The organism is Leifsonia lichenia, from assembly GCF_054780215.1.
The window spans coordinates 328,845-341,359 of record NZ_BAAGWT010000010.1; the positions used below are offsets into that span (position 1 = coordinate 328,845).

The window sequence follows — 12,515 nt, forward strand, 5'->3', positions numbered from 1 at the left end:
GGTGCCTGTTCATTTCTCTGATGCGCTGGCGGCCGCGGCGAGCGCCGGAGCAGCGAAGGGGACGGTCGCCGAGACGGGGCCGCCGGTGAGCGGCCGGTCGTCCTGGCCGGGAAGTCTGAGCACGCCGCCGACACCGGCCGGCAGCTCGGCGTCGACGGTCAGCTCGTCGCCTGTCACGCTCCAGCGGACGGCGACGCGGCCGTGCGGGGTCTCCAGCGTGGTCTCCGCTTCGGTGATGCCCCCGCCCGGCTGCGGGGCGACGAGCACCTGCGCGTATCCGGGGGCGAGCGGCGCGAGCCCGCCGACGACCCTGTGCATCCAGTCGGCCACGGCGCCGAGCGCGTAGTGGTTGAAGGAGGTCATCTCGCCCGGGTTGATGGTGCCGTCCGGCAGCATCGAGTCCCAGCGCTCCCAGACGGTGGTCGCGCCCATGGTCACCGGGTAGAGCCAGGACGGGCACTCGCGCTCGAGCAGGAGCCGGTACGCCGCATCCAGGTGGCCGGTCTTCGTGAGGGCGTCCGTGATGAACGGCGTGCCGGCGAAGCCCGTCGAGATGCGGTAGCCGGCCGCGGCGCTCAGCTCCGCGAGCCGTTCGCCCGCGACGACCTCATCGGATGCGTCGAGCAGCCCGAACACGATGGCCAGCGCGTAGACGGTGGTGCAGTCGCTCTTCACGACGCCGCCGTTCACGTACTCCCTGTTGAAGGCAGCGCGCAGCTCGGAGGCGATCGTCTCGAACTCCGCCTGCTCTGCTGTGAGGCCGAGCAGCGCCGCCGACTCGGCCACGATCCGCGCCGAGTGATACGCGCACGCGGTCGCCACCACGCCCTTGTCCGCCTTGGCCTTGGCCGGGTCCTCCGGCGGCGCGTCGGGGTCGAGCCAGTCGCCGAACTGGAAGTTGCCGTCCCAGACCCCGGCGGGCGAGAGCAGCGAGTGCACCCGGCGGACGTGGCTGGACATGGAGCCGAACTGGCGACCCAGCACCTCCTGGTCGCCGTACGCCTGGTAGAGCGTCCACGGCACCCAGACCGCCGCGTCGCTCCAGATCGCGGTCGAGTCGACCGGCCCGAACTCGGTGGGGGCGTCGCTGTCGAGGTACTTGAGCACATCGGGGATGACGAAGCCGACGATGCCGTCGTGGTGCTGCTGCTCTGCGTCCAGGTCGATCAGCCAGTCGGAGAGGAACGCATCCACGTCGTAGAGGAATGCCGCGGTCGGCGCGAAGGCGGCGATGTCGCCCGTCCAGCCGAGTCGTTCGTCGCGCTGCGGGCAGTCGGTCGGCACGTCGACGAAGTTGCCGCGCATCCCCCAGACCACGTTCTCATGGAACTGGTTGAGCATCGGGTCGGAGCTGCGGAAGGTGCCGATGCGCTCCAGGTCCGAGCCGATGGCGACGGCTGTGAGGTCCTCCGGCTTCAGCTCGCCCGGCCATCCCGTGACTTCGGCATAGCGGAAGCCGTGGAACGTGAACGTCGGCTCGAACACGTCGTCGCCGCCGCTCAGGATGTAGCGGTCGGTGGCGAGCGCCGTGCGAAGCGGCCTGGTGCCCAGCTCGCCGTGCTCCAGCACTTCCGCGTGCTTGATCGTGACCTCTGCGCCCGACTCGCCGCGCACCGAGACGCGCACCCAGCCGACGAGGTTCTGACCGAAGTCGACCAGCGTCTTGCCGGACGGCGAGGTGGTGATCTCCGCCACAGGCAGCGCGTTCCAGCGGTGGACGCGCGGTCCGACGTACGGGGTCAGGATCGCGGTGTCGAAGTCCAGCGCGTGCACGCCCACCCAGCCGTCCCCCGCGAAACCGGAGGAGAGCCAGGCGTCGTCGCGGAGGCGGGCGTCTATGGTCTCGCCGTCGTAGAGGTCGTTGGCGAGCACCGGACTCGGTCCTGCGGTCCAGGAGCCGTCCGCATCCGTCGCGATGGTCTGGGTCGACCCGTCTGCGAAGGTCAGCACCAACTGGGCGAACGCGCCGAGCTCGGAACCGTAGAAGGCCGAGCGTCCCGACCAGCCGAGGCGGCCGCGGAACCAGCCGTTGCCGAGAGCGAGGCCGAGCACGGCGCCCTGACCTGCATCGTCGCCCTGACCTGTGCCGCCCTGACCGATCAGGTCGGTCACGTCGTAGCTCGCGTAGCGGAGTCGCCACTCGTAGCTGCTCCACCCCGGCGTGAGCAGGTCGTCGGAGACCGCGCGCCCGTTGAGCCACGCCTCCACAACGCCGAGTGCGCTCAGCGTGAGGGTCGCGTCGGTCACGGCGCCGTGGCCGCCGTCGACGGTGAATTCGCGGCGGAGCAGCGGCGCTCCGTCGAAGTCGTTGTCGGCTGCGATCATGCGAGCTTGCCAGTTCATTGATTTCTCTCCAGAGGTTTCGTTCGTTGTCACGGTGGTGTCAGCCCTTGACGGCGCCGCTGGTGATGCCGGCGACGATCTGTCGGTTGAAGAAGATGTATGCGATGAGCGGTGGGATGGTGATGAGGAAGATGGCCATGAAGAGCAGGTTGTAGAAGCTCAGGTTCTGGCCGGAGAAGGTGTAGAGCGCGAGCTGGACGGTCACGTTCTGGTCGCCGGGGAGGAAGTACAGCGGCCCGGCGAAGTCGTTGAAGACGAACACCGACTGCACCACGATCACCGTCACGACCACCGGCCGCAGCAGCGGCAGCACCACCCGGAAGAACAGCCGGATCGGGCCGGACCCGTCGAGCACGGCGGCCTCATCCAGCTCGCGCGGGATGTTGCCCACGAACGCCCGGAACAGCAGGATGCAGAACGAGAGCCCGAAGGTGGCCTCGACCAGGATCATCCCCGGCATCGTGCCGAAGAGCTGGAGGCCCTGCAGCACCCAGATCGTCGGGACGACGGCCGGGGGGACGATCAGCCCTGCCAGCACGAAGAAGTTGACCACCGGCCCCCACTTGCTCTTCTTGCGGGCGAGCACGTACCCGGCCATCGCCGACAGCACGACCATGATCGCGACCGACCCGACGGTGAGCACCGCGCTGTTGATGATCGCGCGCCAGATCACGCCGTCGTTGGAGATCAGCGTCTCCCAGAAGTTCTGGAAGAACAGGAACTGGGACGGCCAGGAGAAGGCGAGGTTCGAGGCCTCGGCCGGGGACTTCGCCGCCTGCAGCAGCACGAAGATGAACGGGACGAGGAAGACGACGACGGAGACGACGATCGCGACGACGCCGACGATCCAGGCCCTGGTGCGCTCGCGGGTCACAGCTCCACCTGCTTTCTGTTCAGGAAGTACGACAGCGGCACCATGATCACGGTGACGACGAGGAAGAGCACCACGTTGCCCGCGGTCGACAGCCCGTAGAAACCCGCCTGGTACTGCTTGTAGATGACGGATGCGATTACATCGCTGGTGAAGCCCGGCCCGCCTCCCGTGGTGGCCCAGATGATGTCGAACGACCTCAGACCGCCGATCAGCGACAGGATGATGACGGTCGCCGTCGCGCCCCTGCTGAGCGGGATCGTGATCTGGCGCAGGATCTTCCAGGAGCTCGCGCCGTCGATCTTGGCCGCCTCGAAGTATTCGTTCGGGATGGCGACGATGCCCGCCATGAAGATCAGCGTTGCGATGCCGACGCCCTTCCAGATGTCGACGCCCGCGATGGAGTACAGCGCGAGGTTCGGGTCGGTGAACCAGCCGGGCTGGGGAAGCCCGAAGAAGCCGAGGACGGCGTTGACCATCCCGTGGAACGGGTCGAGGAGCGACTTCCACATGATGCCGACGCCGATGGTCGAGAGCAGCACGGGAAAGAAGACGACGGCGCGGAGGTAGCCGCGGCCGACGATCGGGCCGGTGAGCAGGATCGCGAGGAAGAAGCCGATGATGACCTTGGCGCCCGAGGTGATGACCGCGTAGATCAGGGTGTGGATGAAGCTCGTGTACAACTGCGGGTCGCGGAAGAACTGGACGAAGTTGTCGAAGCCGATGAACTGCGAGTCGAAGAGCGACCAGCGGGTCAGCGAGAAGTAGAACGACGAGAACGTCGGGATGGCGAAGAACACAACGTAGAGCGCGACCGCCGGGATGAAGAACCAGGTCGGGTAGTACGACTTGATCGGTCGCCGCTTCTTCTGCGGCGGATGAAGCTCCGTGATGATGTCGGCCGCTTGTATCGCGGTCGCCGGATTGGCCGTCGACATGTTTTACTCCTCGTCGAGTTCAGTGCGGTGGTGCTGTGGTGCTGTGGTGCGTTGCGGGGCCGACGGCTGTGCGGCCATCGGCCCCGCGTCACGACGCTGTCAGGTGCGTCGCTCGTGGTCCAGGGCTACCAGCCTTTGAGCCCGAGCTGCTGCGCCTGCGCCTTCACGTCGTTGTCGTAGAGCGCAGCGCCCGCCTTGGCATCGGTGATGCCGGAGCCGACCTGGATGAGGATCTTCTCCAGGTTCGGTCCCTTGATCGGGGAGAGGAACTCCAGCGCCAGGCCGGTCTGCTTGGCGTCCTGGTACTTCAGCTCATCGGCTACCAGCGCCGGAGCGTCGGACGGGAGCTTGCAGGTGCTGATCGCGAACGGACCGGCCGGAACGCCTGCCGAGTTCTGCACGTCGCATCCCTTCGGTGAGTTGATGAACGCCACCAGCTTCTTCGCGGCGGTCAGCTTGTCGCCCGTCGTCGACTTCGGGATGTACGCCCCACCCGGCTCCCAGACGGTCGCCTGCGGCTCGCCGGCGTCGGACGGCATCGCGAAGTAGCCGATGTCGTTGACCTGGTCCGGGTTGCTCTGCAGCACGTTGCTGATCACGGCGGTGATCATCGGGTACTGGGCGCCCTCGCCTGTCGCGAGCATCTTGAGCGCGTTCACGTTGGTGAGCGACGCATAGTCCTTGTTGAGCAGACCCTTGTCGAAGACCTCCTGCGTGTGCGTGAAGCCCGCGAGCGCCGGCGGGTTGACGTACTTCGCCTTGTTCTCGGTGTACTTCGTCGCCCACTCAGGGTCGGCCTTGCTGACGTTCGCGAAGTCGGCCAGCACGAAGAGCTGGCTGGTCCAGGTGTCGCCGTACGACTGGATGACGGGGACGATGCCCGCGGCCTTGATCTTCTCGCTGTTGCTGATGAAGTCTGCCCAGGTCTTGGGGACGCTCAGCCCGAGCTTCTCGTAGACCTTCTTGTTGTACATGACGCCGCCGTTGAAGGTCGTCCCCGTCGGAGCGCCGTACGTCCCCTTCGACGTGCTGACGGTCTTCTTGAAGTCGTCGGTGATGTTCTTCACCCAGGCCTCGTCGGTGAGGGGCTGGAGCTGCGTGTCCGGGTTGAGCGCCTGGAACAGCGACCCGGAGTTGTAGAGGAAGACGTCGTCCATGGTTCGCGTCGACAGGCGCGTCTTGATCAGGTTGTCCCCGTCCGTGCCTGCCGGGCGGGTGTTCACCTTGACCTTGATCGACGGGTTCTCTTTCATGAACCCGTCTGCGATGGCCTTGGCGAACTTGGTGGCGGCCGGGTCGTTTCCTCCGGCCATGAGGGTGATGGACGATCCGCCGCCGCCGCTTGACGAGCAAGCGACGAGGGTGGCGGCCAGCACGGCCGCGCTGGCGACGGTGGCGGCAATGCGAGATGCCGTCCTTCGAGAGAACATGAATACCTCCTTGTATTGGCGTTGCAGGTCCCAGGAGTGCGCGCTGGGTTCGCATTGAAACGCTTCATTTGAAGATAGGTGCACTCGGCCGGGTCGTCAATGACGACTTGTAACGATTCAGTAACGCCGGATGCGGGCGTCCGGTTCCCAGCGCTGGCGCGGAACTCGCCGAGCGGCTAACGTTCAACGAATCGGACACGCGTGCGGAAAGCGGTTCCACCCGCTGAACCGCACGGATATTCGATTCAATGTCCTAAACTGCGATCGGGAGGGCGATCATGGTGTCTGCGAGCGTCAAGGATGTGGCGGCGCTGGCCCGCGTATCCATCGGAACCGTCTCGAACGTGCTGAACCGCCCGGAGATCGTCTCCCCTGAGACGGTCGAGCGCGTCACGCTGGCGATGGAGAAGCTGTCGTACGTGCGCAACGAGGCGGCCAGGCAGCTCCGCGTCGGCCACAGTCACGCGCTGGGCCTGATCACCCTCAGTGGCGGGAACCCGTTCTTCACCGAGCTGACCACCGCGGCGGAGGACAGCGCGGCAGAAGCGGGGTTCTCGGTCATCGCAGGCAACAGTGACGAGAAGAAGGAACGCGAGTCCGGCTATCTCACCCTGTTCGAGGAGCTGCGGGTGCGCGGAGTGCTCATCTCCCCGGTGGGGAACGTCGCACCGAGGCTGCGCCGGATGCGCGAGCGGGGCATCCCCTCTGTGCTGGTCGACCGGGTGAGCAAAGACCTGTCGATCAGCTCGGTCTCCGTCGACGACGTCGCGGGCGGCACGCTCGCCGTCCAGCACCTGCTCGAGACGGGGCGACGCCGCATCGCTTTCGTCGGCGGGCCGCAGGAGATCCGCCAGGTCAGCGACCGCCTCCAGGGTGCCCGCCAGGCCGTCGCGGCGCATCCAGGTGCCGCCATCGAGGTGATCGCGCTGCCTGCGCTCACTGTGCAGGAGGGCCGCCGGGCCGGCGAGGCCATCGTCGAGCGGTCGCCGGGCGAGCGGCCGGATGCGATCTTCGCCGCCAACGACCTGCTGGCCATCGGCCTGCTGCAGGCCCTGTCCATCCAGGGCAACATCGCGATCCCGAACGAGATCGCCCTCGTCGGCTACGACGACATCCTCTTCGCGAGCGCGTCGGTCGTACCCCTCACCTCGATCCGGCAGCCGAGCCGGCTGATCGGAGAGACGGCGGTCCAGATCCTGCTCGAAGAGGCCGACGACCCAGACCTCGAGCCGCGCCAAATCCTCTACCAGCCCGAACTCGTCGTCCGAGCAAGCAGCGCGCTCTAGCCTCACACCCTCCCAGCCCCACCCCTGCCCCCGCCCCTGGCCTGCTTCCCCAACCCCAAAACTCCGTCCGGAAGGACATCTCGCCCCACCTCGCCTCGATCTCCGTTCGGACGGAGTTCTCGGCGGCGTGTCGCGCGCACCCTCCTGCCGGATGCGCGCCTGCCGATTCTCGCCTCGTTTCATTGAAGCGATTCAAATATCGGCGGATCTGGGTTATGGTGAGCCCGCAAAGACGCATCGACCGAGAGGGACGCCGTGACCGCGCCACCGTTACGAACGCCACTGAATGCTTTCACTGCCGCGAGCGGCACAGGGAGGCGTGGCGATGCTGCACCATGACCAGGCCGTCGAACGCTACCTCGCCCGCGAGAGCGCCCGGCCGGACACCCTCGGGATCGTCGTCACCGGATCCGTCGCGCGAGGCACAGAGCGGCCAGACTCCGACGTCGACCTCTACCTGATCGTCACGGAGGACCGCTGGGCGGAGGCGTACGCGGCGGAGCGGCTGATGTACACCGAGCAGGAGGGCATCGACTACGACGGCGGCTACTTCGACGTGAAGCTCGCCACCCTCTCCTACCTCGACGACGCCGCCGAGCGCGGCGACGATCCCGTGCGCGACTCGTTCGCCGCATCCCGGATCGTCTTCAGCCGTGTCGACGACCTGGATGCGCGGATCGCCCGCATCCGACCCGCCGACGACGAGTGGGATGCACGGGTCGCCTCGTTCCTCGCCCAGGCACGGTTGCACGGCGGCTACTTCCTGCAGCAGGCGCACGCGAGCGGCGACCAGTTGCTCCTTCGGCACGCGTCCGTTCACTTGGCGACGTCGGCCGCGCGTGCGCTGCTCGCCGCCAACCGCGTCGTGTTCCCCGGCCCCAAGTACCTGTCGGCGCTGGTCGCCGGTCTCGAACGCAAGCCGAGCGACTTCGATGCGCTCCTGACGGCCGTGATCGCCGACCCGACCCCGGAGACCGCGGATGCGCTGCTCGCCTCCCTCGAATCGTTCGCCGGGAGCCTCCTTCCGCGCGACAAGACGCTCTCCCGTTTCGTCCTCGACAACGAGCTCGCGTGGCGCTACCGCACCAAACCTCCCGAGTACTCCTGACCGCCTCTCCCGTTCCGCGGGCACGAGTCGTGCGAAACCCGCGGTCCCCGCGGCCGCGACCGCACCCTTCGCACGAGCCACCGCGCACCAACCGACGACGATCGCGACGACGCGATCGGAAAGCAGGTAGACGATGACGACCACCACGACCACGACCACCACCACCACCGCCACACGCGACGACCGCGCTGTCACCTCCTCCCCGCCGAGCGCCTTCGGCGGCATCGGCTGGCGCGCCCACTGGATCGGATCGGAACCGCTCGGCGACCTCAGCACCGCGGCGTTCGGCGCAGACGGCCCCCGCGCCCCGTTCCACCGCACGATCTTCCGCCGCACCGTCGAGCTCGCGTCCGCGCCGGCGGAAGCCCCGGCGCGACTCACCGCCGACTCCCGGTATGTGCTCCTGGTGAACGGCGCAGAGGTGGGGCGCGGCCCTGCCAGGTCGCAGCCGCGGCGGCAGCGTTTCGACGAGTACGACCTGGCCCCGCACCTCGTGCCGGGCAGCAACACCATCGCCGTGCTCGTGACCTTCTACGGCAACGCCACCGCGTTCTGGCAGCCCGCCGTCGCGAACGGCGGCCTCGGTCTGGATGCGGTCCTCGCGTTCGAGGCCAGGCTCGGCGACGCCTGGCTGGTCAGCGACGGCGACTGGCGCGTGCACCGGTCGACCGCGTGGACGTCGCCCGACCTCGACGGCCTCGACGGCGTCCCCGTCGAACGGGTGGATGCGCGCGAGCTCCCGACCGGCTGGGCCGGGCCGCGCTTCGACGACAGCGCCTGGGGTGCCGCGCAGCTCCGCCCCGCCGCGCACATCGGCGGTTTCGGCCGCACCCAGCCGCCGACCGACCCGTACGGCGCACTGCTCCCCCGCGGCACGGCGCCGGTCGGCGGCGTGACCGTCGGCCCGGCCGAGCTGCGCGTGAGCGGCCCGCTCAGCACCGCGACCCGTCCCGAACCTGTGGCTGCGCGTCCCGTGGATGCGCATCCCGTGGATGCGCATCCCGTGTCCCGCGTGCGCTCCGCCCTCGACGGGCACGACGTCTCCGCAGACCCGCTCGCCGCCTTCCCGGTGTCGGTGCCCGCCGGCGGGGTGCTGTCGCTGGACTTCGGCCGCGTCGTGGTGGGCACCGTGCACGTGCGGCTGGCCGCCGCATCCGGAACCGTCGTCGACCTGCTCTATCGCGAGCGCCGCCACCGCAACGACGAGCTGGAGAGCTTCTCCATCCCCAAGACCGGCGCGAGCTACACCGCCCGCGGCGAGGCCGACGTGTTCGACGCGGTCGAGGTCAACGGGATGCGCTTCGTCCACCTCCTGGTGTCGGCCGACACGGTCGTGGAGGACATCGAGGTGCGCGAGCGCGTGTACCCGCACAGCGGCGACGCCTTCTTCCGCTCCGACGACCCGGAGATCGACGCGCTGTACACCGCGGGCATCCGCACCGTGCAGGCGAACGCGCAGGACGCCTTCACCGACTGCCCCACCCGGGAGCAGCGCGCCTGGGTCGGCGACGGCGTCGTGCACCAGCTCGTGCACCTCACCACCAACGCCGACTGGCGGATGGCCCGCAACTATGTCGCGCTCGGCGACTCGCCTCGGCCGGACGGCATCCTGCCGATGAGTGTGGTGGGCGAGATCGAGTCGTCCGGTGGGTACACCATCCCGGACTGGTCGCTGCACTGGGTGCACGGCGTGCACAACCTGTACCGCTACCTCGGCGACGCCGACGAGGTCCGCGCGCTGCTGCCGACTGTCGAGCGCATCCTGCGCTGGTACCTGCCGTATGTGGACGAGCGCGGGACCATCGCCGACGTGCCCGAGTGGAACCTGGTGGACTGGTCGAGTGTGTTCGTCACCGGTCGCAGCAGCATCCTCACCGCCCTGTGGGCGCGTGGGCTGCGCGAGTTCGCCGAGCTGAGCTGGTTCGTCGGCAACCAGGGCTCCGCGATGTGGGCGGACGACATGCACGCGCGGGCCGCCGCCGGTTTCGAGGACTTCTGGGACGCATCCCGTAGCACATACCGAGACCACATCGTCGACGGTGAGCTGCTTCCCGCCGCATCGCAGGCGGCAGGGGCCACGGCGATCGTGTCCGGCCTCGCGCCGCGCTCGCGCTGGAACGCCATCGTGGATGCGATCACCGACCAGGACACCCTGGTGGTGCGCTCGTGGATCGGCGGCGACGACGGTTCGTACGACCAGCAGAAGATCGCCGACCAGATGCGCGGGGTGCAGCGCATCGACTGGGATGCGGAGCGCGAGGTGGTCATCGCCGAACCGTTCTACAGCTATCTCGTGCACGACGCCGTCGCGGCGGCCGGCCGCTCGGGCGACCTCGTGACGTTGATCCGCCGCTGGACGACGTTCCTCACCGACGGCTACGACACCTTCGGCGAGTGCTGGGGCTGGGGGACGCCGGTGCACGGCTGGAGCAGCACGCCCACGAAGGACCTCGTGCAGTACGTCCTCGGCGTCACCCCGGAGACACCGGGCTTCGCGACGGTGAGCGTCGCACCGGCGCTCGGCCCGCTGCGCTCGGTGGAGGGGTCCGTCCCGACACCGCACGGCTCCGTCCGCGTCTCCGTCGCGGACGGCGCGGTCACCGTCGCCACTCCCGTCCCCGGCACCCTCCACCACCCGGACGGCCGCACCACAGCGCTCCCCGCAGGCACCACCACCCTCCCCCTCTGACCCCCGCCATCGAGCCCAGGCTTTTTCACCGTATTCCGCGGTTTTGCGGTGAAGAACCCTGGGCTCGATGGCTGAGAATGAGGGAGTGAGCGAAGAGTGGGCCGCGCGGGCGGAAGAGGTGCTGCGCGCGGCGCGCGGTGGCCGGGTGCTCCTGGGCATCGCGGGCAGCCCGGGGTCGGGCAAGACGACGCTGGCGCGCGCGGTGGTGGAGCGCGTGAACGCGCGAGCGGGCGCGGCGCAGCAGGGCGCGCAGGGCGGCGGGCAGGGCGGCGGGCAGCACGGCGCGCATCCCGTTGCCGCTTCCCTGCCGATGGACGGCTTCCACCTCGCGAATGCGACCCTGGATGCGCTCGGTCGCCACGACCGCAAGGGCGCGATCGACACGTTCGACGCCTGGGGTTTCGTCGCGCTGCTCGAACGCGTGGCGACGGACCGGGAGCACACGGTCTACGCCCCCGGCTTCGACCGCACCGTGGACGAGCCGGTCGCCGCCGGCATCGCCATCGCACCGGAGACGAGGCTGGTGGTGGTGGAGGGAAACTACCTGCTGGTCGACGCTGAGCCGTGGTCGCGCATCCCGGGCCTGCTGGCGGAGAGCTGGTTCGTCTCCACCCCGGAGCCCGTGCGGCTCGCCCGCCTGATCGACCGGCACACCCGCCACGGCCGCACCCCGGAGGCGGCAGAGGGGTGGGCGCGCGACGTCGACGGCGCGAACGCCACGCTCATCGAGGCCACCCGGATGCGCGCGACCCGCATGGTGGACGGCTCGCGCGTAGACGCCTCTCAGCCTGCTGCGTTTAGGCTCGAATCATGACTTCCGCTGAAAAGTTCGACAAAGTGACCATGTTCGGTGCCGACTGGTGCCGCGACTGCATCCGCTCCAAGGCCCTCCTCGACCGCCTCGGCGCCGACTACGACTATGTCGACCTCGTGGCGACCCCCGAGAAGGCCGACGTCGCCCAGTCGATCAGCGGCCGCACGAACATCCCTGTCATCGTCTTCCCGGACGGCTCCCACCTCGTCGAGCCGACCGACCCGGAGCTCGAGGCGGCGCTGAGCCGCTGACGCTCAGCGGAGCGAGCGGCGAAGGCCGAGCAGCGAAGGCCGAGCAGCCGCGCGCCCTTCACCCATCGATCCGCCCCGGCGCCCCGTGCCCTGGGCAGACCAGGCGCGGGCGACGGGATGCGATCAGGTCGGCCGTCGCCAGCGCCTTCTCCTTGTCGCTGATGAGGAACCACGGCATCTGCACCAGCCGGCCTTTCGACACGCGCACAGCATCCCCGGCGAAGATCACGCCGCGCGCTTCGACCACCACGTGTCCGTCCGTGTGCCCCGGGGCCGGGATCGCTACGAGCCCGGGCACGATCTCCGTCTCGCCTGTCCCCGGGATCTCGTGCAGGTCGGCAGGAACGGGTGTGCCGGGGTAGACGCGACCGAGGAAGCGTCGGAAGCGCGTCGGCGCCGGGGCCTCGCCGCGCAGCACGGCCGCGTCCGCCTGCCCGATCCACACGCGCGCGCCGGTCTCGTTCTGGAGCACGGCCGCCGAGCCGGCGTGGTCGGGGTCGTAGTGCGTGAGGACGATGTCGGTCACCGGTGACAGGTCGCGCGCATCCCGCAGCTCGGCCAGCAGTTTCGTCGCGCCGCCTGGCGTTCCGGTGTCGACGATCACCGAAGCGCTGCCGGTGTCGACGAGGTAGGCGTTCGCGCCCGTGGCATTCTGCAGGCGGTAGACGCCGTCGGTGAGGAGCTGCATACGCTCAGCTTCGCACCGCAGCACTGGGTGCCGCATCCATTCATTCGCCAGCCTGCACAATCCCATCCACATCTCCTGTTGGACAGCTCACTCGCGC

The 12,515-nt window shown here is 68.8% G+C and carries 10 protein-coding genes; 5 read left to right on the forward strand and 5 right to left on the reverse strand.

Annotated elements, in window-relative coordinates; all coding sequences use genetic code 11:
* Window positions 1–9: 9 nt before the first annotated feature.
* The 4 genes from ACYVGI_RS18860 to ACYVGI_RS18875 all read right to left on the reverse strand — a co-directional run bounded on the left by ACYVGI_RS18860 (window position 10) and on the right by ACYVGI_RS18875 (window position 5,582).
* Window positions 10–2,343, reverse strand: coding sequence for an alpha-L-rhamnosidase (locus ACYVGI_RS18860; protein ID WP_460634116.1), 2,334 nt, complete (start codon window positions 2,341–2,343; stop codon window positions 10–12).
* A gap of 40 nt (window positions 2,344–2,383) precedes the next feature.
* The gene (locus ACYVGI_RS18865) at window positions 2,384–3,217 is read right to left on the reverse strand and encodes a carbohydrate ABC transporter permease (RefSeq protein ID WP_460634117.1); all 834 of its coding nucleotides are present in this window, start codon (window positions 3,215–3,217) and stop codon (window positions 2,384–2,386) included.
* Window positions 3,214–4,152: a carbohydrate ABC transporter permease gene (locus ACYVGI_RS18870; protein WP_460634118.1), complete on the reverse strand. Its 939-nt coding sequence runs from the start codon at window positions 4,150–4,152 to the stop codon at window positions 3,214–3,216. Before ACYVGI_RS18870 ends, ACYVGI_RS18865 begins: the two co-directional genes overlap by 4 nt.
* A 125-nt stretch (window positions 4,153–4,277) precedes the next feature.
* Window positions 4,278–5,582, reverse strand: coding sequence for an ABC transporter substrate-binding protein (locus tag ACYVGI_RS18875; protein WP_460634119.1), 1,305 nt, complete (start codon window positions 5,580–5,582; stop codon window positions 4,278–4,280).
* Window positions 5,583–5,860: 278 nt separating this feature from the next.
* Here ACYVGI_RS18875 and ACYVGI_RS18880 point away from each other — a divergent pair, with 278 nt between their 5' ends.
* The 5 genes from ACYVGI_RS18880 to ACYVGI_RS18900 all read left to right on the forward strand — a co-directional run bounded on the left by ACYVGI_RS18880 (window position 5,861) and on the right by ACYVGI_RS18900 (window position 11,730).
* A complete protein-coding gene (locus tag ACYVGI_RS18880) occupies window positions 5,861–6,868 on the forward strand; it encodes a LacI family DNA-binding transcriptional regulator (protein WP_460634120.1) in 1,008 nt (335 codons plus the stop codon).
* A gap of 325 nt (window positions 6,869–7,193) precedes the next feature.
* Window positions 7,194–7,976 (forward strand): nucleotidyltransferase domain-containing protein, encoded by a 783-nt coding sequence (locus ACYVGI_RS18885; protein ID WP_460634121.1) that lies wholly within the window; start codon window positions 7,194–7,196, stop codon window positions 7,974–7,976.
* Between the two features lie 133 nt (window positions 7,977–8,109).
* Window positions 8,110–10,665, forward strand: coding sequence for an alpha-L-rhamnosidase-related protein (locus ACYVGI_RS18890; RefSeq protein WP_460634122.1), 2,556 nt, complete (start codon window positions 8,110–8,112; stop codon window positions 10,663–10,665).
* Between the two features lie 67 nt (window positions 10,666–10,732).
* Window positions 10,733–11,479: a nucleoside/nucleotide kinase family protein gene (locus tag ACYVGI_RS18895; RefSeq protein ID WP_460634123.1), complete on the forward strand. Its 747-nt coding sequence runs from the start codon at window positions 10,733–10,735 to the stop codon at window positions 11,477–11,479.
* Window positions 11,476–11,730 (forward strand): glutaredoxin family protein, encoded by a 255-nt coding sequence (locus tag ACYVGI_RS18900; RefSeq protein WP_460634124.1) that lies wholly within the window; start codon window positions 11,476–11,478, stop codon window positions 11,728–11,730. The genes ACYVGI_RS18895 and ACYVGI_RS18900 overlap by 4 nt, the downstream gene beginning before the upstream one ends.
* Window positions 11,731–11,788: 58 nt before the next feature.
* Here ACYVGI_RS18900 and ACYVGI_RS18905 read toward each other — a convergent pair whose 3' ends face one another.
* On the reverse strand, window positions 11,789–12,418 hold the full coding sequence (locus ACYVGI_RS18905) for an MBL fold metallo-hydrolase (protein ID WP_460634125.1): 630 nt from the start codon (window positions 12,416–12,418) through the stop codon (window positions 11,789–11,791).
* Between the last annotated feature and the right edge of the window lie 97 nt (window positions 12,419–12,515).